At 73.7% G+C, this 21,307-nt stretch carries 20 protein-coding genes and 1 tRNA gene; 3 read left to right on the top strand and 18 right to left on the bottom strand.

Translation table 11 applies throughout. The features are described 5' to 3' along the window. Window positions 1-5 precede the first annotated feature (5 nt). On the top strand, window positions 6-1,646 hold the full coding sequence (locus IEZ00_RS17740; protein ID WP_229795854.1) for a DUF885 domain-containing protein: 1,641 nt from the start codon (window positions 6-8) through the stop codon (window positions 1,644-1,646). A 30-nt stretch (window positions 1,647-1,676) separates the two neighbouring features. Here the strand turns inward: IEZ00_RS17740 and IEZ00_RS17735 are convergent, their stop codons facing one another. The 12 genes from IEZ00_RS17735 to IEZ00_RS17685 all read right to left on the bottom strand — a co-directional run bounded on the left by IEZ00_RS17735 (window position 1,677) and on the right by IEZ00_RS17685 (window position 14,187). Continuing rightward, the gene (locus IEZ00_RS17735) at window positions 1,677-4,802 is read right to left on the bottom strand and encodes an AfsR/SARP family transcriptional regulator (RefSeq protein WP_189224383.1); all 3,126 of its coding nucleotides are present in this window, start codon (window positions 4,800-4,802) and stop codon (window positions 1,677-1,679) included. Between the two features lie 188 nt (window positions 4,803-4,990). Continuing rightward, window positions 4,991-5,065, bottom strand: a tRNA-Leu gene (locus IEZ00_RS17730). 87 nt (window positions 5,066-5,152) lie between these two features. Next, entirely contained in the window at window positions 5,153-6,223 is a 1,071-nt protein-coding gene (locus IEZ00_RS17725; RefSeq protein ID WP_189224382.1) for a SagB family peptide dehydrogenase, read from the bottom strand. Next, window positions 6,204-7,292, bottom strand: a complete 1,089-nt coding sequence (locus IEZ00_RS17720; RefSeq protein WP_229795853.1) for an ATP-grasp domain-containing protein — start codon at window positions 7,290-7,292, stop codon at window positions 6,204-6,206. The genes IEZ00_RS17725 and IEZ00_RS17720 overlap by 20 nt, the downstream gene beginning before the upstream one ends. A gap of 32 nt (window positions 7,293-7,324) precedes the next feature. Further along, the gene (locus tag IEZ00_RS37800) at window positions 7,325-7,447 is read right to left on the bottom strand and encodes a hypothetical protein (protein WP_268248749.1); all 123 of its coding nucleotides are present in this window, start codon (window positions 7,445-7,447) and stop codon (window positions 7,325-7,327) included. A gap of 189 nt (window positions 7,448-7,636) precedes the next feature. Next, window positions 7,637-8,962 (bottom strand): NAD(P)/FAD-dependent oxidoreductase, encoded by a 1,326-nt coding sequence (locus tag IEZ00_RS17715; protein ID WP_189224380.1) that lies wholly within the window; start codon window positions 8,960-8,962, stop codon window positions 7,637-7,639. A 157-nt stretch (window positions 8,963-9,119) separates the two neighbouring features. Continuing rightward, entirely contained in the window at window positions 9,120-9,659 is a 540-nt protein-coding gene (locus IEZ00_RS17710; protein ID WP_189224379.1) for a hypothetical protein, read from the bottom strand. Then, complete coding sequence (locus IEZ00_RS17705) at window positions 9,656-10,978, bottom strand: DUF58 domain-containing protein (protein ID WP_189224378.1); 1,323 nt, start codon at window positions 10,976-10,978, stop codon at window positions 9,656-9,658. Before IEZ00_RS17705 ends, IEZ00_RS17710 begins: the two co-directional genes overlap by 4 nt. Further along, a complete protein-coding gene (locus tag IEZ00_RS17700; protein WP_189224377.1) occupies window positions 10,975-11,934 on the bottom strand; it encodes an AAA family ATPase in 960 nt (319 codons plus the stop codon). The genes IEZ00_RS17705 and IEZ00_RS17700 overlap by 4 nt, the downstream gene beginning before the upstream one ends. Continuing rightward, entirely contained in the window at window positions 11,931-12,395 is a 465-nt protein-coding gene (locus tag IEZ00_RS17695) for a hypothetical protein (RefSeq protein WP_189224376.1), read from the bottom strand. Before IEZ00_RS17695 ends, IEZ00_RS17700 begins: the two co-directional genes overlap by 4 nt. Next, the gene (locus IEZ00_RS17690; RefSeq protein WP_189224375.1) at window positions 12,392-13,057 is read right to left on the bottom strand and encodes a DUF4129 domain-containing protein; all 666 of its coding nucleotides are present in this window, start codon (window positions 13,055-13,057) and stop codon (window positions 12,392-12,394) included. Before IEZ00_RS17690 ends, IEZ00_RS17695 begins: the two co-directional genes overlap by 4 nt. A gap of 431 nt (window positions 13,058-13,488) precedes the next feature. After that, window positions 13,489-14,187 carry a uracil-DNA glycosylase gene (locus tag IEZ00_RS17685; protein ID WP_189224374.1) on the bottom strand — a complete coding sequence of 233 codons (699 nt, stop codon included), beginning with the start codon at window positions 14,185-14,187 and terminating at the stop codon, window positions 13,489-13,491. 30 nt (window positions 14,188-14,217) lie between these two features. Here IEZ00_RS17685 and IEZ00_RS17680 point away from each other — a divergent pair, with 30 nt between their 5' ends. Further along, window positions 14,218-15,687: a S10 family peptidase gene (locus IEZ00_RS17680; protein ID WP_189224373.1), complete on the top strand. Its 1,470-nt coding sequence runs from the start codon at window positions 14,218-14,220 to the stop codon at window positions 15,685-15,687. A gap of 72 nt (window positions 15,688-15,759) precedes the next feature. Here IEZ00_RS17680 and IEZ00_RS17675 read toward each other — a convergent pair whose 3' ends face one another. After that, window positions 15,760-15,945, bottom strand: a complete 186-nt coding sequence (locus tag IEZ00_RS17675) for a DUF397 domain-containing protein (protein WP_189224372.1) — start codon at window positions 15,943-15,945, stop codon at window positions 15,760-15,762. A 10-nt stretch (window positions 15,946-15,955) separates the two neighbouring features. Next, window positions 15,956-16,783 carry a helix-turn-helix domain-containing protein gene (locus tag IEZ00_RS17670; protein ID WP_189224371.1) on the bottom strand — a complete coding sequence of 276 codons (828 nt, stop codon included), beginning with the start codon at window positions 16,781-16,783 and terminating at the stop codon, window positions 15,956-15,958. A gap of 245 nt (window positions 16,784-17,028) precedes the next feature. On the opposite strand from IEZ00_RS17670, the gene IEZ00_RS17665 reads away from it, so the two are divergent. Then, window positions 17,029-17,364, top strand: coding sequence for a hypothetical protein (locus tag IEZ00_RS17665; protein WP_189224370.1), 336 nt, complete (start codon window positions 17,029-17,031; stop codon window positions 17,362-17,364). Window positions 17,365-17,395: 31 nt separating this feature from the next. Here IEZ00_RS17665 and IEZ00_RS17660 read toward each other — a convergent pair whose 3' ends face one another. Genes IEZ00_RS17660 through IEZ00_RS17645 form a run of 4 tightly spaced genes read right to left on the bottom strand, consistent with a single transcriptional unit; the run spans window position 17,396 to window position 21,275 of the window. Further along, on the bottom strand, window positions 17,396-18,400 hold the full coding sequence (locus IEZ00_RS17660) for an ABC transporter ATP-binding protein (protein WP_189224586.1): 1,005 nt from the start codon (window positions 18,398-18,400) through the stop codon (window positions 17,396-17,398). A 4-nt stretch (window positions 18,401-18,404) separates the two neighbouring features. Beyond that, window positions 18,405-19,388, bottom strand: coding sequence for an ABC transporter ATP-binding protein (locus IEZ00_RS17655; RefSeq protein WP_189224369.1), 984 nt, complete (start codon window positions 19,386-19,388; stop codon window positions 18,405-18,407). A gap of 14 nt (window positions 19,389-19,402) precedes the next feature. Then, a complete protein-coding gene (locus tag IEZ00_RS17650) occupies window positions 19,403-20,359 on the bottom strand; it encodes an ABC transporter permease (RefSeq protein WP_189224368.1) in 957 nt (318 codons plus the stop codon). Next, entirely contained in the window at window positions 20,352-21,275 is a 924-nt protein-coding gene (locus IEZ00_RS17645) for an ABC transporter permease (protein ID WP_189224367.1), read from the bottom strand. The genes IEZ00_RS17650 and IEZ00_RS17645 overlap by 8 nt, the downstream gene beginning before the upstream one ends. Between the last annotated feature and the right edge of the window lie 32 nt (window positions 21,276-21,307).

The following is a 21,307-nucleotide window of genomic DNA, read 5'->3' as shown; positions in this document are numbered from 1 at the left end:
GCCCGGTGGACCGAACCGCAAACCTCGCCGAGGAACTGCTCGACCTCATGGCGCGGCAGTCGCCGTTGAGCGTGACGCTCTTCGGCTTGCCCGGATATGACGACCTGCTCACCGACCACCGCGAGGAAGCGGACGAATCCGCGCGGGCGCGGGCGCTGGCGATAGCCGAGCGGGCCCGCGCCCTGCCCGCCGACGACGACCCGGTGACCAGGGCCGTGGTCGTGCAGCAGGCCGAATCCCTGGTCGACCAGATCGACGCGCGCGGCGTCGAGTACACGATCACCGACTCGTTCTTCGCCCCGGTCGGCGAGCTGCTGACCATCATGCCGATGGTCCAGGTCGCCTCCGCCCGGCAGGAGCGCGACTACCTGGCCCGGCTCGCGGCCGTGCCGGAGTTCCTGCGGACCGTCGCCGGGCGGCACCGCGCGGGCGCGGCGGCCGGGCGGACCCCGGTGGCGCACCTGGTGCGGGCCGCCGTGGCGCACCTGGACCGCTACCTGGCCGCCGACCAGGACCCCTTGGCCCAGCACGCGGGCGGGGCGGAGTTCGGCGCCGAGCGCGACCGGCTGCTGGCCGAGGCGGTGCGGCCCGCGTTCGCCGAGTACCGCGACGTGCTCGCCGACCTGGTCCCCACCGGTCGCCCCGAGGACAAGGCGGGCCTGTGCTGGCTGCCCGGCGGCGACGCCGCGTACGCCGCGCTGGCCCGCGCCCAGACCACGACCCGCCGCACCCCCGAGGAGGTGCACCGAACCGGGCTGGAGGTCGTCGCGGGCCTGGCCGAGGAGTACGCCGAGATCGGCGGCCGGGTCTTCGGCACCACCGACGTGGCCGAGATCTTCCAGCGGCTGCGCACCGACCCGGCCCTGCGCTGGGACTCCGAGCAGGAGCTGCTCAGCGCCGCCCGCGCGGCCGTGACCAGGGCGGAGGAGGCCGCGCCGCGCTGGTTCGGGCGGCTGCCCGACGGCCGCTGCGAGGTCGAGCCGGTGTCCCCGGCCGACGCCCCCGGCGCGCCCACCGCGTACTACACGCCGCCGTCGCTGGACGGCACCCGGCCGGGCACCTACTACGCCAACACCCACCGGGTGCGGGAGCGGTTCCGCTACCAGGCCGAGACCATCGCCTTCCACGAGGCGGTGCCGGGGCACCACTTCCAGATCGCGCTGGCCCAGCAGCTGACCGACCTGCCGGTGCTGCGCAGGCTGGCGCCGGTGACGGCGTACCTGGAGGGCTGGGGGCTGTACTGCGAGCGCCTGGCCGACGAGATGGGGCTGTACTCCGACGACGTGGCGCGGCTGGGGATGCTCGCCATGGACTCCCTGCGGGCCGGGCGGCTGGTGGTGGACACCGGCCTGCACGCGCACGGCTGGAGCCGCGAGCGGGGCATCGCCTACCTGCGGGAGAACACGCCGGTGGCGCTGGTGGAGATCGAGTCGGAGGTGGACCGCTACATCGCCGCGCCGGGCCAGGCGCTGGCGTACATGGTGGGGCGGCTGGAGGTGCAGCGCGTCCGCGCCGAGGCGGAGGCGGCGCTGGGGGCGCGGTTCGACATCCGGGCGTTCCACGACGTGGTGCTCGGCGGCGGGCCGCTGCCGCTGGCGGTGCTGGACCAGGTGGTCCGCGACTGGGCGGCGGGGCAGGCCGCCTGAGGCGCGGTGCTCGGACGCCCGGTTCGCGGGTCAGCGGCGGATGTGGGGGTGCTCGTCCAGGTCGGGGTCCGGGTGGTAGCCGGTCTCGGCGAACAGCGCCTGCGCCTGGTCGCTCAGCTGGGCGGCCAGGTCGTGCTGGCCGCGCCGGACGCGCACCCGCGACAGCGTGCGCAGGGCGCGGATCTCGACCGGGCGGTAGCCGCAGGCGCGGGCGCGCTCCAGCGCCACCTCGCCGTGCAGCTGCGCCTGGTCCAGGTCGCCCAGCCGCACCAGCGCCGCCGCGAGGCGGGTCAGCGCGTCGGTCTCGCCCCAGCTGAAGCTGGTCTCCCTGGCCAGCTCCAGCGCCCGCAGGTGGTGGGCCTGCGCCTCGGCCGCCGCGCCCAGCCGCAGGCACACCGCGCCCAGCGCGTTGAGCGTCCACGCCAGGGTGCCCCGGTCGCCGATCCGCTCGGTCAGCTCCACCGCCAGCTCCGCGTCGGCGCGGGTCCGCGCGGTCACCCCGGTCGTGCAGCGCAGCAGCGCCCGGCCCGCCAGCGCGGTCGCCTCGCCGTAGCGGTAGCCCAGCTCGCGGTTGGTCCCCAGCGCCCTGGCGTAGAGGTCCTCGGCCGCGTCGTGCTCGCCCAGGTCGCGGTGCGCGTTGCCCAGGTCCACCAGCAGCACCGCCACGTTGAACCGCGCGCCGGTCCGCTCGCCCAGCTCCAGGGCCCGGCCGAAGTGCTCGCGGGCCCGCGTCAGCTCGCCCAGCTGCCAGTACGCGAACCCGACGTTGGCCAGCGACATCGTGATGCCCGCCGGGTTGTCCTGCTCCTCGTACAGGCGCAGGGACCGCAGCCCGCAGGCGATGGCCTCGCGCGGCGCGCCCAGGCGCTGGTGCGCGGCGCTGAGGTTGTTCAGCGCCGCCGCCTCGCCCTCGGCCCAGCCGCTGCCCGCGTGGCCGCGCAGCGCGGCGGTCAGGTGCTCGACGGCCTCCTCGTAGCGGCCGTTGTTCACGCAGGCCAGCGCGATGCTCTGGTGCATCGCGGCCTGGGCGCGCCGGTCACCGGCGGCGTGCGCGGCGGCCAGCCCGGCGGACGCCGCGGCCAGCCACTCGGCGTGGTGGCCGCGGTGGTGGAAGAACGCGCGCAGGGCGTCGGCCAGGTGCCAGGCGTGCGGGCGCGGCCCGCGCCGGGCCGCGGCGTCCACCGCCGCGGTGAGGTTGGCCCACTCCTCGTCCAGCCACGCCAGCGCCGCGTCGGCGTCCGGGAACCGGTCCGTCGGCGGGGTGGCGCGGGGCAGCCGCAGGAAGTGCGGGATGAGCGCGCGCCCGGCCGCGTCGGCGGTGCTCAGGTAGTGCTCGTAGAGGCGTTCGCGGGCCCGTTCCCGGTCGTGCTCGTCGTCCTCGGCCTCGGCGCGGTCCACCGCGTACCGGCGCAGCAGGTCGTGGGAGCGGTAGCGGCCCCGGCCGTGCCGCTCCACCAGGTGCGCCGCGGCCAGCGCCTTGAGCTGCCGGTTCACCACCGCCTGCGGCTGCCCCACCAGCGCGGACACCGCCTCCGCGGTGAACGTCCGCCCCGGCACCGCGCCCAGCCCGCGGAACAGCCGCCGCTGCTCGGCGGGCAGCGCCCGGTAGGACAGCGCCATGGCCCGCGCCACCGGGCTCTCCCCCGCGCCGTCCACGGTCAGCTCGGCCAGCAGGTCGCCCTGGGACAGCTCCCGCACCAGGTAGCCCAGCTCCGGCTCGGGCCCGGCGGCGGCGTTGGCCGCGGCGATGCGCAGCGCCAGCGGCAGGTGCCCGCACAGCCTGGCCAGCTGCGCCGCGGCGGCGGGCTCCGCGCTGACGTGCTCGCGGCCCAGCGCCTCCTCCAGCAGCCGCAGCGAGTCGCGCTCGGGCAGCACGTCCAGCGGCAGCGCCCGCGCCCCGGCCAGCGCCACCAGCTCGCCCAGCCGGTTGCGGCTGGTCACCAGCACCGCGCCGGAGGGCGGCAGCAGCGGCGTGACCTGCGCGGCGTCGCGCGCGTTGTCCAGCACCACCAGCACCCGCCTGCCCGCCACGGTGGAGCGGAACAGCTTGGCCTGGCCGTCCAGGTCCGGCGGCACCGACCTGGGGTCGCAGCCCAGCCCGCGCAGCAGCTGGGCCAGCGCGGCCGACGGCGGCAGCGGCTCGTGCTCGGCGTCGAACCCGCGCAGGTCCACGTACAGCTGCCCGTCCGGGAACCGCTCGCGCGCGCGGTGCGCCCAGCGCAGCGCGAGGGCGGTCTTGCCGACACCGGGGGCGCCGCTGACCACCCAGATGTCCGTGCCGCCCGCCGGGCCGCCCGCCGCGCCGGTCCCGGCGTCCAGTTTGGCCAGCTCCGCCTCGCGGCCGACGAACCCGGCCACGTCGTGCGGCAGCTCGGCCGGGCGGGCGGGCTCGGCCGCGCGCTCGGTCGCGCGCGGGGCGTCCGGGGGCGGGTCGCCGCGCAGGATCCGGGTCTCCAGCTCGCGCAGCTCGGGGGCGGGGTCCAGGCCGAACTCGTCGGCCAGCCTGGTGCGCAGCGCCCGGTAGGCGGCCAGCGCGTCGTTGGTGCGCCCCTCCCGGTGCAGGCTGTGCATCAGCAGGCCGACCAGCCGCTGCCGCACCGGCTGCTCGGCCACCGCCTCGGTCAGCTCGTCGAGCACCTGCCTGCCCTCGCCCAGCCGCACCAGGATCTCCAGCCAGTCCTCCAGCGCCGTCCAGCGGGCCTCCCGCAGGCCGCCGCACAGCCGGTCGCGCACCTCCGGCGGGGCGGCGTCGGCCAGCGGCTCGCCGCGCCACAGCGCCAGCGCCCGGCCCAGCAGCTCGGCGGCGCGCTCGTCGTCCGCCTCGCGGGCGAGGGCCACCAGCCGGGCGAAGCGGTGCGCGTCGACGGCGGCCGGGTCGACCCTGAGCACGTACCCGGCGCCCTCGTTGGCGATCTCGGGCGGGTCATCGGCCTGCCGGAAGGCGGTGCGCAGCCGGGAGACCAGCGCTTGCACCGTGCCTCGGGCGGAGGCGGGCGGGGCGGGGCCCCAGACGAGGTCGATCAGCCGGTCCACCGGCACCGAGCGGTTGGCCTCCAGCGCCAGCACGGCGAGCACCAAGCGCTGCTTGCGGGAGCCGAGGTCCAGCCGCCGCCCGGCCGACCACGCCTCGACCGCGCCGAGGACGCGGAGATCCAATGGCCACCTCCAGCGCCAGTATGCCGAGCGCGTGCGCGCCGATCATCTCCTGGCTCTGTAGACGCCGGTCAGCCCTGAGTGGTTGCCCCGGTCGGGCTACCCCGCCGGGTCGGGTCGCGCGGCGGCGCGGGCGACTCGCCCCCACGAATGCGTGTTCACCCCACAGTGGGTACAGGCGCATTGAGCAGTGCCCCCGACGGGATTCGAACCCGTACTGTGACTCTTTTAAGGAGCCTGCCTCTACCCGGTTGGGCTACGGGGGCAGCGGGGAGCCTAGGCCGTTACCGTGTGTTCGTGGGGCTTGTTGCACGCACTTCCCCCGCACGGCTCAATGCGAAGCTTTATCGAGCTCATTCGGGTAATGGGCCGAGCGCACTCATACCGAGTACGACTTCGTGATATGCGTCACAGCCCAATGCGAGTTCTACGAGTTCATCCCGCAATGCTGCGGTGAAGCCGATACCAAAACCCAGGGCAGTAGCCACCAGATAAGCGGTCTGGGACAAGTGGCCCACATCCATTTGGACCACTCGATAGGCGCGCGAGGTGTCGTAGCGCCACCGCGTCCGCTCCAGCACCGCGGTGTAGGCCAGCACCAGCGGGGCCCGCCCCACCCACTCCTGATCACCTGCGGCTTCGGACATCTCCTCGGCCGTCCACACCGGACCGATCCGCTCCAGCACGTGCGCCGAGCCGTCGTAGTGGTACCAGCCCGGCGCCAGCCCCTCGACGGAGCGCGCATGGACGTAGACCTCCACCGGGTGCCTTCCGCCCCCCGATGGAGTGGTCTTGAACACTGTCCCGCTGCGGCCGATCCGAGGGCGCACCGGGGAGGGTGCCGCGAGCACCGCGAGAAGTTCACCCACTCGGCCCAACGGCAACGGACCGTCACCGAACTCGCGGGTCGTGCGGCGGGCCAGCAGGACGTCGAACAGCCCCTCCCGCGCCCACGACGGCCGCGCCGGGCGGGCGGGCAGCGGCACCCGCTCGCCGCCTAGGCTGCGGAACGGCGGGGGCGGCGGCACGGTGGACAGCTTGGCCTCCAGCGCCGCGTCGTGCTCGTCGGCCCCCAAGTACGGCGCGTCGCCCAGCGTGCGGCTGGCGAAGTGGAAGTACCGCGCCGAGGCGCCCCAGTCCGCCCAGCCGCGCAGCAGCCGCAGCTCCTCCTCGTGCCTCGGCGAGCCCTCCACCACCAGCACGCCCGCCTCGACCAGCTCGTCGAGCACCTTGCGCAGCGCCACCCGGTCGGCCTCGGCCAGCGGGGCGAGCAGCTCGTCCACGTCGGCGAACCGGGCGAACTTGCGGCACAGCAGCTCGGCGGTCTCGCTGATGGCGAACTGGCGGTGGTGCAGGTAGTCGTCCCAGATCACGGTGCCGTCCCGGTAGAACAGCGCCGCGTGCTCAGCGACCTTGACCCGCACCGAGCAGCTCCTCGAACCGGCCCGCCACCCAGTCGTGCACCGCGTCGGACACCCGCTCGTCACCCGCGCGGTGCTCGAACCAGCGCCAGTCGCAGTTGACGTTGACCTCCAGGAAGACGTGCTCACCACCCGCGACGAGCAGGTCGAACGCGGCGACCTGGAGCCGCCAGTGCCTGGCCAGCGCCCGCAGCCGCCCGGCCAGCCCGTGCGGCACCTCGACCGGGGTCACCCGCACCGCGTCGGGGTCCACCCACAGCTGCGCCGGGTCCAGCTTGTCCACCTGGTAGGCCAGGCAGCGCTCACCGACCACGAAGATCCGCAGCTCGGTGTCCGCGCCGACGTACTGCTGCACGATCACCGGGGCGGGCTCGGGCGCGTCGCCCGCGCGGTGGGTCTCCAGCGGGCGCGGGAACAGGCCGTGCTGCACGCCGGGGCGCGGCTCCAGCAGGTGGCGGCCCGTGGTCTTGACGATGCACCGGCCGCCGCCGGGGCGGGTGCGGCCGGGCCGGGTGGTCACCGCGGTGCGCGGCACCGCCAGGCCGAACGCGGCGGCGTCGGCGAGCTGGGTGAGCCGGTCCAGGTGGGCGGTGTGGCGCACCGGGTTGACGTGGGCCCAGTCGCCGCGGGTGGACAGCCAGTTGGCCACCGCGCCCCACTGGTCGGCGGCGTAGGCCGCGGCCAGGGTGCCCGGCTCGACGGGCAGCGCGGCGAGCTCGAAGTGCCTGCGCCACACCAGGACCGGGCGCAGCAGCCAGCGGTCCAGCTCCAGCAGCGGGGTGTCGGTGTAGACGGTCAGCGGCAGGTCGACGCACCGGTCGGCGTCGATGCGGGCCATCCGGATGCCGCGCTCGGCCAGCGCGATGGACAGCTCGTTCATCTCCATGTCGGCGGAGCGGGCGAGCACCAGCACGCAGGGCACCGGTTCGCCGTCACCCTCGTCGACCACGCCCAGGCTGTGCACCTTCTCCTGGAAGTCCAGGCACTGGGGGTGGGTGCGGAAGAGGTAGTCCTGGCCTTGCAGCAGCAGCGGGGTGGGTTTCGCGGCTCGGACGCCTTCGGGCGGGGGCACCAGATCGCTCCCCCGCCCGGAAGCGGACATGCTCAGTCGTCTTTCTTGCTGCGGAAACACTTTCCAGCGGTGGCGTACTCGGCGGCGTACTCCGCCAGCGCACGATCCTCGATCTCACCGCGGCGAAGCTGTGCGGCCAGCTCCTCGAGAGACATCGCGGTCACCTTCTCTCCCCACACTTGTGCTTCACGCATTCAGGTGATGCACCAGCCGTAGTCTGTGGTTCACGTTACGCAATGTCAAGACGGCCCGTTGGCATTGCTCTGAACGGGGGATTAAGTTACGGCCTTGGGCCAGATGGACGTGAGCCCACTGCCCCCGAACGGGGCAGTGGGCGGCGACGCTCAGCTCTTGGTGGCGCGGTCGAACTCGGCCTTGGGGTCGTGGATCTGCCCCAGCGCGACCACCTCGCGACCGGAGAACAGCGCCTGCGTCCAGTCCACGAAGATGCGGAACTTGCGGTTGACCGTGGGCATGAACATCACGTGGTAGCTGCGGTGCATGAACCACGCCACGACGCCCTTGAACCGCAGGCCGAACACGTCGGCCACGCCCTTGTACAGGCCCAGCCCGGCCACCGAGCCCAGGTACTTGTGGTAGTAGTCCTTGGGCTTCTTGCCGCGCAGGCTGGCCACGATGTTGGCGGCCAGCAGCTTGGACTGCCGGATCGCGTGCTGCGCGTTGGGCACGCAGGTCGCGTTCGGGTCCTCCTCGGTGCGCGAGAGGTCGGGCACCGCCGAGCAGTCGCCCGCCGCCCACACGCCGGGCAGGCCGACCACCTGCATGGCCGCGGTGCACCGGACGCGACCGCGCTCGTCCAGCGGCAGGTCGGTGTTGCGCAGCACCGGGTTGGCCTTCATGCCCGCGGTCCAGATGATGGTGTCCGAGTCGAACTCGGTGCCGTCGTCGAGCACCACGTGGCCGCCCTCCAGCGACTTCACGCGGGTGTCGAGGTAGCACTTGATGCCGCGCTTCTCCAGCTGCTCGACGGTGTAGACGCCCAGCGGGGCGCTCACCTCGGGCATGATCCGGCCCGCGGCCTCGACCAGCACCCAGTGCATGTCCTCGGGCTTGAGGCCCTCGTAGTAGCGCAGCGCGTAGCGCGCCATGTCCTCCAGCTCGGCCAGCGTCTCGATGCCCGCGAAGCCGCCGCCGATCACCACGAAGCTGAGCAGCCTGCGGCGCAGCTCCGGGTCGTTGGTGCTGGCCGCCTGGTCCAGCCGGGACAGCACGTGGTTGCGCAGGTAGATGGCCTCACCGATGGTCTTCATGCCGATGCCGACCTCGGGCAGGCCGGGGATGGGCAGGGTGCGCGAGATCGCGCCCAGCGCGGAGACCAGCACGTCGTACTCGAACTCCTCGACGTGCCCGTCGGCCAGCTCCACGGTCACGGCCTTGCGCGCGTGCTCGATCTTGGTCGCGCGGCCGGTGACCACGTGGCAGCGCTTGAGGACGCGGCGCAGCGGCACCACGACGTGGCGCGGCTCGATCGACCCGGCCGCCGCCTCGGGGAGGAACGGCTGGTAGGTCATGTGCGGCTGCGGGTCGATGACGGTCACGGACGCCTCACCGGAACGCAGCTTCCTCTGCAGCCCCAGCGCGGTGTACATGCCGACGTACCCACCGCCGACGATCACGATCCGTGTGGGTTGCGACTTCACAGCAGCCATACGGACATGGTGACACCGGACCCGCCCATAGCGCGTATCGGCGAGCCCCGTTGTGACGACTGTCGCGAGGTGATGGTTGACACGCAGCCGCCCACCTGCGCTGATCGGCGAACCCGCTGCGAGGATCGATCCAGCGGACCGGTGGAGGACCGTTCCGTCAGCCCTTGCGGCGCATCAGGAGGACCGCCGCGACCACCAGCCCGACCGCGGCGAGCAACCCCACGACCTCCACTGCGGGAGCCGTTCGGCTGACCGGCAAAAGGGTGATCATGCCCGCGAGGGTGAGCACGGCGAGTTGCACCGAGAGGAACCGGACCGCCGGCTTCTTTAGGGCGAACGGGTGAACCCGCGATCGGGCGGGCAGGAGCGCCGCGTAGCCGCACAGGACGTGCAGCAGGTGCAGCAGCACGACCAGGGCCAGCACCCCCGGCCGCACCGGCGGCCCACCCGCGAGCACCACCGCCGCCGCCGGGTAGGCGATCGCCAGCGCGGACGCGGCCGACGCCGGGATGGCCGCGGCGACCCCCACCAGGACCAGGTAGAGCCCCAGCACCAGCAGTGCCACCCCGTTGGCCGACAGCACCCCGGCGACCGCCGCGCCCACCGCGACCACCGCCGCGCGCAGCACCCAGCCCGGCCACCCCGGCCCCAGCACGCCGTCCGGTTCGGCGGCATTCCGTTCCGGCGGCGCGGTCACCGGACCACCCGCCGTCCCGGCCGGGCCGCCAGCCGCAGCGCGCCCGCCAGCGGCGCGCCACCCCCGTCCCAGCGCACCACGACCACGCCGTGCCGCCGCATCGCCTCCAGCCGGACCTCGTGCTCCAGCTCCACGATCCGCGCCGCGCCGGGCCCCCACGGCGTCTCCGGGTCCGGCGTCAGCGGCCCCGGCAGCACGTCCACCGCCAGCACCGCGTTGCCGCGCCGGGCAGCGTGCACGGTCAGCTCCACCACCGGGGCGTCCAGGAACGGCGACAGCACCACCACCAGCGCGCCGTGCGGCACGTGCAGCACCGGCTTCGGCGCCCACCCCGCCGACCGCGCGCACCGCACCAGCCCGGTGCGCAGCCGCAGCAGCTGCCGCCGCCCCACGCCCGCCCGCACGCCCAGCTGCGGTCGGCCCAGGTCGGCCAGCGCCACCCGGTCGCCCTGCCGCAGGTAACCCGCGGCCAGCGAAGCCGCCGCGGTCACCGCCAGGTCCAGGCTGCCGCCCGGCCGGACGGTGACCGCGCGACCGGTGGCCGTCCAGTCCGCCACCTCGGCGGTCACGTCCAGCCGGGTGTCCAGCGCCAGCAGCACGTCCGCGTCGGCCTCCGCGTGGTGCTCGCGCACGTGCAGCGCGCCCGCGCGCAGCGACACCCGCCAGTCCACCCGCCGCAGCCGGTCCCCCGGCTGGAAGGCGCGGATGTCGCGCAGCTCCACCGAGTCGCCCGGCCTGCGCGCGCGGTGCGCCCCCACCAGCCCGAGCGGGCGGGCGGGCAGCAGCCCGGCGGGCAGCGGCCGGACCGGGGGCAGCGTGGTGCGGCCCAGCTCCGGCGCGGTCACCGGGCCGTGCACCAGCAGCCCGTCCGGGCCCGCGACCAGGTGGTCCGGGCGCAGCGCGGCGCCCTGCCCCCAGGTGTCGCGGCGCAGCGCCACGGTCACCGCCCCGGCGGAGGCGGGCAGCAGGTGCACCGGCCCCACGCCCTCCTCCCGCCCGTCGGGCAGCCGGACCGCCATCAGCTCGGCGCCCTCGCCGCCGTCGAGCTCCACGGTGGCCCTGGTGGAGCCCACCTCCCCGATCCTGGGCAGCGCCCGGACCCGCACCGACGGCGTGCCGCCCACCGGGGACACCAGCGCGACCAGCGTCGAGACCAGCAGCGGCGCGCCCAGCAGCACCAGCTCGACCCGGTGCAGCAGCGCGCCGAGCACCACCATGCCCACGCCCAGCCCGACCCCGCGCACCAGCGCGTCGGTGGGGTGCCAGCGCGCCCCCCGGCCCCCGGTGAACGCCTCCCGGACGCGCTCGGCGCGGCTCACCGCCGGGCACCCGCCGGTCCGGGGACCCGGCCCAGCAGCTCGGTGACGACCTCCACCCCCGTCGTGCCCGAGGTCCACGTCTCCGGGCGCAGCGTCAGCCGGTGCGCCAGCGCCGGGACCGCGCACTCCTTGACGTCCTCGGGCAGCACGAAGTCCCGCCCGTCCAGCACCGCCAGCGCCCGCGCCACCAGCACCAGCGCCTGCGCGCCGCGCGGCGACGCGCCGACCTCCACGGCCGGGTGGGCGCGGGTGGCGGAGGCCAGGTCGACGCAGTACCGCAGCACGTCCTGGTCCACCGGCACCTGTTCGACGCCGCGCTGCAGCGCCGCCAGCCCGCCCTCGGCCAGCACCGGCGTCACCTCGGTCTCCTCCCGCTGCCGGGCCAGCCTGCGGCGCAGCACCTCCACCTCCTCCTCCGGCGGCGGGTAGCCGATGTCCAGGCGCAGCAGGAACCGGTCCAGCTGCGCCTCCGGCAGCGGGTAGGTGCCCTCGTACTCGACCGGGTTCGCGGTGGCCAGCACGTGGAACGGGCGCGGCAGCGGGAACGTGCGGCCCTCCACCGTGACCTGGCGCTCCTGCATGGCCTCCAGCAGCGCGGACTGCGTCTTGGGCGGGGTGCGGTTGATCTCGTCGGCCAGCAGCAGACCGGTGAACAGCGGGCCCTGCCGGAAGCTGAACTCGCGTGCGCCGGGGTCGTAGAGGAACGAGCCGGTCACGTCGGCGGGCAGCAGGTCGGGGGTGCACTGCAGGCGGGTGAAGTCCAGCCGCAGCGCTTGGGCCAGGGTGCGCGCCATCAGCGTCTTGCCCAGGCCGGGCACGTCCTCCAGCAGCACGTGCCCGCCCGCCAGCAGGGCGGCCAGCGCCAGCCGCAGGGAGCGCCGCCGCCCCACCACGACGGTGCCGACGGCGGCCAGCACCGCCTCGGCCTCGGCGGCGATGCTCTCGGTGGTCGTCACAGCTCCTCCAGCAGCTCTGCGAGCCTCTTCGGATCGGGCAGGGGCGCTCTCGGGTCGGTCACCAGGCGGTGCAGCTCGGGCCCGAGCAACCGCTCGGCGCGCGGGTCGGCCAGGTCCGGCACGCCGTGCCGCTGGCGCAGCCGGGCCTGGGCGAGCCGCCGAAGCCGGGGGTGCACGCGACTGGCGAAGCGGTCCGGGTCCACGGCTGCCTCGGCCAGCCGGGTGGCCAGCGTGCTGGCCTGCACGTGCACCACACCGCCGGGTTCGACCGGCGGGGGCGACCAGACCACGTCGGTGGCCCTGGGCAGCCGCCCGACCAGCAGCGCCAGCGCGGCGGCGGGCAGGGCGACCAGCGCCGCCCAGTGCGGCGGCGCGCCCGCCCGGTGCAGCGCGAACCCGGTGACCGCGCCCGTCAGCAGCGCCGCGCCGAGCGAGCCGACCCGGCCCAGCAGCGGGGTCACCCGAGGTCCCGCACGATGCGCTCCAGCGCGTCCGCGGCGGTGCGCGCGTCGGCGTCGGTGACCTCGCCGCTGCCGAACCGGGCGCGCTGGTAGACCCGCCGCAGCGCACCCGTGGCCTCGGGGTCCACCCGGTGGCGGGTCAGCAGCCCACCGGTGAACTCGGTCGGCGTCTGGTGCGCCTCGCGCGGCGTCCCCGACGCCGCGGCGGCCCGCTCCAGCGTCAACCAGGCGGCGACCACCGCGTCCCCCGGCGGCCCGCTGTCAGCGGCGCGCAGGTCCGCCAGCGCCCGGCGGGCACCGCGCACCAGCACCTCCGCAGGCGCGGGCGTGTCGTCCGGCGACGACTCCTCGACGACGTGCCCCGCACCGCGCCGCCTGCGCCGCCAAGAGGCGCCCCGCAGGTAGCCGACGAGCAGCCAGAGGAGGGCGGCACCCAGCAGCACCAGCACGAACAGCACCAGGGCGACCAGCGACGCACCCGTCACGCTGCCCTCGACGTCGGTGCTCTCGACGCCCCGCACCGGCGGCTGGGTCCACGTCGGCGCGTCGGCACCCGCCGCGTCGCGGGGCCCGTAGGGCACCGGCGAGGTCCCGCGCGCCGCCAAGGCGACCAGGACCAGCGCGGAGCCCACCACGAGCGCGAGCGCGGGTCGGGACCTCATGCCGTCAGGATGCCCCCTCCCTCCTCCCCCGCGCCCCGTTTCCCCTCAACCCGCGCGAGTCGAACGCTCAGGTACCGCGAGTCGAACGCTCAGAACGACCACGCCCGCCTCCGGTGCCACCCACCTATGGGCGTGTTGGGCATGTCGCCCTCGCAAGTCGCGCGTTCACGCACCCCGACCCGCACTTTCACGCCCCGGACCGCACTTCCCACGCGACGGGTAGTAGTTACCGGCCCTCCCCACTCCGCCGGGTAGTACTTGCCCACGCACCAGAGGGGGGCGCGCGGAGCGGGCCCCGCGAGCGCCGTCCTTGGCGACCCGCCGCGCGGCGGGCACCGCTTTTCAACCTCAACGACGAACTCACCCAACCCGAACGTAGAACTCAGAGGTCCTGAGCGTTCGACTCGCGGGCGAGGGTGGGACGCGGTGCGTCAGAGGCCGGCGGTGGTCTTGGCGGTGCGCAGGACGTCCTCCACCATGGACTGCGTCAGCAGGCCGGTCTGGGTGTTGCGCTGGCTCACGTGGTAGCAGCCGAACACGTGCAGCGGCGGGCCGCCGTCCAGCGCGGGCAGCTCGTACGCCACCCCGTGCCCGAAGACCGGCCGGGGTCGGGGCACCTCCCAGCACGCGGCCAGCACGGGCAGCAGCGCCTGCCAGCCGAACGCCCCCAGCACGACCACCGCCCGCAGCGTCGGCCGCAGCAGCTCCAGTTCGCGCACCAGCCACGGTCGGCAGTTGTCGCGCTCGGCCGGCGTCGGCTTGTTCTGCGGCGGGGCGCACTTGACCGGTGCGGTGATCCGGGTGCCGAACAGCTCAAGGCCGTCGTCCGCGCGCACCGCCGTCGGCTGGGACGCCAGCCCCACGGCGTGCAGCGCGGCGTAGAGCACCTCGCCGGACCGGTCGCCGGTGAACATGCGGCCGGTGCGGTTGGCGCCGTGCGCCGCCGGAGCCAGACCGACCACGGCCAGCGCCGCGTCGGGCGGGCCGAAGCCGGGCACCGGCCGCCCCCAGTACTCCTCGGCGCGGAACGCCGCCCGCTTGACCCGCGCCACCTCCTCGCGCCACGCCACCAGCCTGGGGCACGCGCGGCAGGTGGTCACCCGCCGGTCCAGTTCCTCAAGGCTGCGCACCGCGCCCGCTCCCGACCGTAGAGTTCGACCATGACCGACAAGGACACCGACGCCAAGCCCGAGGACGACAAGGACCTGCCGACCGACGACCTGGTCACCACACAGCACAGCACCACCGTCAAGCGCCGCAAGCTGAACTACACCACCACGACCGGACGGGTGGTGCTGCGGCAGGAGGTGCTGACCGACGGCAAGTTCGACGGGCACCAGCCGAAGGCGGAGGTCTTCCTCACCGCGTACACGCTGGACGGCGCCGACCCGACCAAGCGGCCCGTCACGTTCGCCTTCAACGGCGGCCCCGGCTCGTCGAGCGTGTGGCTGCACCTGGGCCTGTTCGGGCCGCGCCGGGTGGTCTCCGGCGACGTCGGCGACCTGGTGCCGCCGCCGTACGAGCTGGTGGACAACGCCGAGACGCTGCTCGCGCACAGCGACCTGGTCTTCATCGACCCGGTCTCCACCGGCTACTCCCGCGCGGTGAAGGGCGAGAAGCCCGGCGAGTACCACGGGTTCAAGGGCGACATCGAGTCCGTCGGCGAGGTGATCCGGCTGTGGACCTCGCGCAACGGCCGGTGGATGTCGCCGAAGTTCCTCGCGGGCGAGTCCTACGGCACCACTCGCGCGGCGGCGCTGGCCGAGCACCTGCAGACCCGGTACGGCATGTACCTCAACGGCCTGGTGCTCATCTCGTCCGTGCTGGACTTCGCGACGCTGGACTTCAACGAGGGCAACGACCTCCCGCACACCCTGTTCCTGCCGACCTACGCCGCCATCGCGCACTACCACGGCCTGCACGGCGACCGGCCGCTGGCGGAGGTGCTGGCCGAGGCCGAGGAGTTCGCCTCGCGGGACTACCCGTGGGCGCTGGCGCGCGGGCACCGGCTGTCCACCGAGGAGCGCGCGGACGCGGTGGCCCGCCTGGCCGCCCTGACCGGCTTGTCCGAGGACTACGTGGACCGGGTGGACCTGCGGATCGAGCACGTGCGGTTCTTCACCGAGCTGCTGCGCTCGCAGCGCAAGGTGGTGGGCAGGTTGGACGCCCGCTTCACCGGTTGGGACGCCGACTACGGCCGCGAGCTGTTCAGCGAGGACCCGTCGTACTCGGCGATCCTCGGCCCGTACACGGCGGCGCTGAACCACTACGTGCGCACCGAGCTGGGGTACTCCAACGACCTGCCGTACGAGATCATCTCGCGGTCGGTGCACCCGTGGTCGTTCAAGGAGTTCGAGGGCGCGCACGTGACCGTCGCGGGCAAGCTCGCGGCGGCGATGCGGGCGAACCCGCACCTGCGGGTGCACGTCGCCTTCGGCTACCACGACGGCGCGACGCCGTACTACGCGGCCGAGCACGTGTTGGCGCACCTGCAGATCCCGAAGGAGCTGCACGACAACATCGAGTCGGCCTACTACCCGGCGGGACACATGATGTACGTGCACGAGCCGTCGCGGGTGCAGCAGTCGAAAGACATTGCCGCTTTCGTCCAGTCGGCATCGAACCGCTAGCGCGTCCACGCACGACCGCCGCGGCGACCCCCGGCTTCTCCTGCGAGAGCGCCGGGGGCCGCCGCACTCGCGTCAGTCCTTCAGGCGGGCGACGAACGCCGCCCACCGCGCGCGCGGAACCACGATCGGCCCGGACTCGCGGTGCTTGGTGTCCCACACACCGACGACGGACGGTCCGTGAGCCACCTCGACGCAGGTGTTCGCGCCGTCGCTGAAACTGCTGGTCCTGCGTTCGCTCCAAGGGATGTTGGCGGTCATGCCCCCTCCGTTACCCGAGTTGCCGGATGCGCCCGCTCACGATCGTCGCAGACTCATCGGGTGCGCAGGCCATCGTCCACAGCCGCTCGAAGCGAGTTTGGTAGACCGCGATCTCCGCGGGCTCGTGGAGGTACGTCGCAGTGGTGGCGCCGTCGATGTAGACGCGGTGGACCTCCGGGTCCCGCACCCGGAGCACCGTGAACCCGACGCCCACCATGGGGTGCAAGCCCAGGCTGAAGGGCAGGACGCGGACTTCCACCGTCGGCCATGTCCCCGCCTCCAGCAGATGCTCCAGTTGCTCCGCGGCGGCGCGGTGATCGGCGGGCAGTCGGTGCAGGGCGGCTTCACCGAGCACCACCCTGACCCGCGGCGCGCCCTGTCCGGTCAACACCTGCCCGCGCGTCAGCCGGTCGGCGACGCGCTGGTCGAGGTCCTCGGTCGTGCTCTGCCCCAGCAGATCGCGGGCGTAGCCCGGCGCTTGGAGCACGGCGGGGATCAGTTCGGCGTCGTGGTAATCGATCTCGTGGGCGGCTTGCTCCAGCAGTACGAACGACTGCGCCCAGTCCGGGACGTGCGGCATCCTCGCGCGCTTGCGCGCTCTGCTCGCGAGGTCGACCAGGGCGGTCAGCTCGTCGCCCTTGACGCCGTAGAGCTCGGCGAGCCGGTGGGTTTCGGCGATGGTCGGCACGCGCTGACCGAGTTCGACTCGGGACACCTTGCCCACGTGCCAGCGGAGCACGGGATCGGTCTCGACTTGCTGGGTCCTCAGGCAGGCCCGCTCGCGGTACGCCCGTAGACGCTGCCCCAATTCGACGCGCAGCGGGTTCGCGACGGCCAACTGTCCTCCTCTGCCGAGAGCGTCTCGGCGTCCATCCTGCCCGGCTCGGGCGGGCGCACCGAATCACCCCATCAGTGAATCGCCAACTGACGATCGTCAGTTATACGGTGCGTAAGCGTCACTCCAGTCCGTTCCCGACGGATGCGCCCGAGGGTGACGCCCAGGGCGGCGGACCAACCCCGACTGGTCCGCCGCCCGGTTCGGGAAATCGGGCACAGCGGCGTCCCAAGACACGGAGGTGCAAGGTGAGCGGTGCGTTCTGGGTGCTTCTCGTGATCGGCGCCGCCACGGGTGTCGCCGTGGCCTCGGTGATCGTTCCCCTTCTGCTGGCCCGCAGGCGCAGGACGCGGATGTACGCCGAACTCCGCGAGGAGATCGAGCGCCTGCGGACCCTCCGACAGCCCGTCCACGCCGTCTCCTCGGACGGGCACGCCGAGGCAGGGGCATCCCCACGTGCCTCCGACGCCCCTGTCTCGGCCCCACCCGAGCCGCCTCGGCGCACCGTGCGCATCGAGCTGGCCGGTGGCAAGCACCGACCGGAGAACGTGGCCGCACGCGTCTGGCTCGCGAGCGCCGCGTGACGGCACCCCTGGGGCAGGCGACCACCAACCGCTACGGCACGACGGAGCGCTCCTCGGCGAAGTGGCAGGCGCTGGGGTGGTCGAAGGGGAGCCCGCGCTCGACGAGCGCGGGTTCTTCGGTGGCGCACACGTCCTGGGCCTTCCAGCAGCGGGTGCGGAAGCGGCAGCCGGACGGCGGGTCGATCGGGGAGGGCACGTCGCCGGTCAGCCGGATCACGTCCCGCTGCCCGCGCAGCGCGGGGTCGGCCACCGGCACCGCCGACAGCAGCGCCTGCGTGTACGGGTGCGTGGGGTGCTCGTAGATCTGCTCCTCGGTGCCGATCTCCACGATCTTGCCCAGGTACATCACCGCGACCCGGTCGGACAGGTGCCGCACCACCGACAGGTCGTGCGCGATGAACACGTACGCCAGCCCGAACTCCGACTGCAGCTCCCCCAGCAGGTTCATCACCTGCGCCTGGATGGAGACGTCCAGCGCGGACACCGGTTCGTCGCACACGATCACCTTGGGCCGCAGCGCCAACGCGCGCGCGATGCCGATGCGCTGCCGCTGCCCGCCGGAGAACTGGTGCGGGTACCGGTTGATGTGCTCGGGGTTGAGCCCCACCACGTCGAGCAGTTCCCGCACCCGCCCGGCGCGCGAGCCGCGCGGCGCGACTTCCGGGTGGATCTCGAACGGTTCGCCGACGATGTCGCCGACGGTCATCCGGGGGTTGAGCGAGGTGTACGGGTCCTGGAGCACGATCTGCATGTTCCGCCGCAGTTCGCGCAGCTCCGCGCCGCGCATCGGGAACATGGGCCTGCCCTCGAAGTACGCCTCGCCCGACGTGGGCGGCTCCAGCCGCATCAGCACCTGGGCCAGTGTGGACTTGCCGCACCCGGATTCGCCCACCACGCCGAGGGTTTCCCCCGCGCCCAGGGTGAACGACACGCCGTCGACCGCGCGCACGCGCCCGATGGTGCGCTTGAACAGCACACCCCGCGTCACCGGGAAGTGCTTGACCAGGTCGCGGACCTCCAGCACGGGTTCAGCCACGGGTTCAGCCACGGCCGACCACCTCCAGTGCGAAGTGGCACGCGCTGGTGCGCCCGGACCCCAGCGGCACCTGCGGTGGCACTTCCAGCGAGCACACCTGCTCCGCGCGCGGGCAGCGCGGGTGGAACGGGCACCCCGGCGGGATGCGCAGCAGGCTGGGCGGCAGGCCCTTGATCGTCTCCAGCTTGGTTCCCTTGGACTCCAGGTGCGGCAGGGACCGCAGCAGCGCCTCGGTGTAGGGGTGGCCGGGCGCGCGGAACAGCGACAGCGCGTCGGAGTGCTCGACGATGCGCCCCGCGTACATCACCGCGATGCGGTCCGCGACCTCGGCCACCACGCCCAGGTCGTGGGTGATCAGCACCAGCGCCATCCGCCGCTCGCGCTGCAGCTCCGCCAGCAGGTCCATGATCTGGGCCTGCACGGTGACGTCCAGCGCGGTGGTCGGCTCGTCGGCGATGAGCACCTCGGGGTCCAGCGCCAGCGACATCGCGATCATCGCGCGCTGCCGCATCCCGCCGGAGAACTGGTGCGGGTAGTCGCGGACCCGTTGCGCGGCGTGCGGGATGCGCACCAGGTCCAGCAGCTCCACGGCCCGCTTGCGCGCGTCGCGCCTGCTCATGCCGCGGCGCAGGCGCAGCTGCTCCTCGATCTGGAAGCCGACGGTGAACACCGGGTTCAGCGCCGACAGCGCGTCCTGGAAGATCATCGCGATGCCCTCGGCGCGGACCTCGCGGCGGCGCTGCGGGGTGGCGGTCAGCAGCTCCTCGCCGCGGAAGCGCACCGAGCCGCCGGTGACGAAGGCCGGTGGCGTGTCGAGGATGCCCATCACCGCCTGCGCGGTGACGCTCTTGCCCGACCCGGACTCGCCCAGCACGGCCAGCGTCTCCCCGGCCTGGACGTGGTAGGTCACGCCGTTGAGCACGTGCGCCACCCCGTCACGGGTGCGGAACTCCACGTGGAGGTCCTCGACCTCCAGCAAGGCGGTCATGCGGTCCTGCCCTCCTAGCGGAGCTTGGGGTCGAGGGCCTCGCGCACCGCGTCGCCCAGCATCACGAACGCGAGCACGGTGGCGGTGAGGAAGCCGGCGGGGAACAGCAGGGCGTGCGGGGCCACCCGGATGTAGTCCTTGGCGGCGCTGATCATCACGCCCCAGGACACCACCGGCGGGCGCAGCCCGATGCCCAGGTAGGACAGCGTCGCCTCGGCGCCGACGAACGCGCCCAGCGCGATGGTGGAGTAGACCAGCACCGGGGCGACGCAGTTGGGCAGCAGGTGCTTGGTGATGATGCGCCCGGTGCCCGCGCCCAGCGAGCGGGCCGCCTTGACGTAGTCCTGTTGCTTGGCCGCGATGGCGGTGGACCGCATGATGCGCATGGACACCGGCCACGACAGCACCGAGATCGACAGCACCACCTGCGCCACGATCCGCGCCGCGCCCGCGCCGCCGCCCGCGTTGAGCGTGGTCAGGATGACGATCGCGCCCAGCACGAACGGCACGCCCACGAAGATGTCGGCGATGCGCGAGACCACCGCGTCCAGCCAGCCGCCGTAGAACCCGGCCAGCAGCCCCAGCGACGCGCCGAACAGCACCACGCCCACCGTGGCCAGCAGGCCGACCACGATCGTCGCCCGCGCGCCGTGGATGACCCGCGCGTAGATGTCGTAGCCCTGGTTGTCGTATCCGAACCAGGCCGCCGCCGAGGGGCCCTGGCGGCTGCGGGACAGCTGCGCCAGGGTGGGGTCTGCGGAGGTGAACAGCTGCGGCACCGCGGCCATCAGCACCACCAGCAGGATCAGCGCCACCGACACCCAGAACAGCGGTCGCCCGCGCAGCTCCCGCCAGGCGTCGTCGAACAGGCCGCGCGGCTTGTCGGCGTCCCCGCCGCCCGCCCCGCCCACCGGGCCGCCCGCCGGGCCGCCCACCGCGGTCAGTCCGCCTGCCGCCACCGCGTCAGTCATAGCGAATCCTCGGGTCGAGCACGGCGTAGAGCAGGTCCACCAGCAGCGTCATCAGCAGGTAGACCAGCACCAGTACGGTGACCAGCCCGGTCACCATCGCGCCGTCCTTGGTCAGGATCGAGCGGAACACCAGGCCGCCGATGCCGGGCACGTTGAAGATGCCCTCGGTGATGATGGCCCCGCCCAGGAACGCGCCCAGGTCGGTGCCCAGGAACGTGATCACCGGGATCAGCGAGTTGCGCAGCAGGTGCACGCCGATCACCCGGTTGGTCGGCAGCCCCTTGGCCAGCGCGGTGCGCACGTAGTCCGCGCGCCGGTTCTCCGCGATGCCCGCCCTGGTCAGCCGGGTCACGTAGGCCATGGACAGGCTGGCCAGCACGAAACCGGGCACGATCAGGTTGCCGAAGGTGGGCGTGCTGACCGTCGGCGAGATCCAGCCCAGCTGCAGGCCGAACACCAGCTGCACCACGTACCCGGTGACGAACACCGGGATGGAGATGAGGAACAGCGTGGACACCAGCACCAGGCTGTCCAGGAACCCCCGGTTGCGCAGCCCGCTGACCACGCCCGCGGTGATCCCGATGACCGCCTCGACCAGCAGCGCCACCAGCGCCAGCCGCAGCGTCACCGGGAAGGTGGCCGCGATCCGCTCGCCGACCTGCAACCCGGCCGAGGTCTGCCCGAAGTCGCCCTGCACCAGGTTGAGCAGGTACTTGCCGTACTGGACGACCAGCGGGTCGTCCAGGTTGAACTTCTCGCGCATCGCGGCCACGTACGACTCGGGGCAGTCCCGCTCGCCGCACTTGCCCTCGAACGGGTCGCCGGGCACCGCCCACACCAGCGCGTAGATCAGGAACGTGGTCCCCAGGAACACCGGGACCATCTGCAACAGCCTGCGCAGCACGTACCGCCCCACGGGCGCCACTCCCCTCAAGCGGCCCGGCCCGC

This window comes from Saccharothrix coeruleofusca (genome assembly GCF_014648515.1).
GTDB classification, from domain to species: domain Bacteria; phylum Actinomycetota; class Actinomycetes; order Mycobacteriales; family Pseudonocardiaceae; genus Actinosynnema; species Actinosynnema coeruleofuscum.
This window is presented reverse-complemented; position numbering and strand designations above follow the sequence as displayed.

Bases quoted from the DNA above. Each gene is read 5' to 3' on its own strand.
- IEZ00_RS37800 (WP_268248749.1), bottom strand. From the start codon at position 7,447: ATGTCTCTCGAGGAGCTGGCCGCACAGCTTCGCCGCGGTGAGATCGAG.
- IEZ00_RS17715 (WP_189224380.1), bottom strand. From the start codon at position 8,962: ATGGCTGCTGTGAAGTCGCAACCCACACGGATCGTGATCGTCGGCGGT.
- IEZ00_RS17690 (WP_189224375.1), bottom strand. From the start codon at position 13,057: ATGAGGTCCCGACCCGCGCTCGCGCTCGTGGTGGGCTCCGCGCTGGTC.
- IEZ00_RS17680 (WP_189224373.1), top strand. From the start codon at position 14,218: ATGACCGACAAGGACACCGACGCCAAGCCCGAGGACGACAAGGACCTG.
- IEZ00_RS17675 (WP_189224372.1), bottom strand. From the start codon at position 15,945: ATGACCGCCAACATCCCTTGGAGCGAACGCAGGACCAGCAGTTTCAGC.
- IEZ00_RS17655 (WP_189224369.1), bottom strand. From the start codon at position 19,388: ATGACCGCCTTGCTGGAGGTCGAGGACCTCCACGTGGAGTTCCGCACC.
- IEZ00_RS17650 (WP_189224368.1), bottom strand. From the start codon at position 20,359: ATGACTGACGCGGTGGCGGCAGGCGGACTGACCGCGGTGGGCGGCCCG.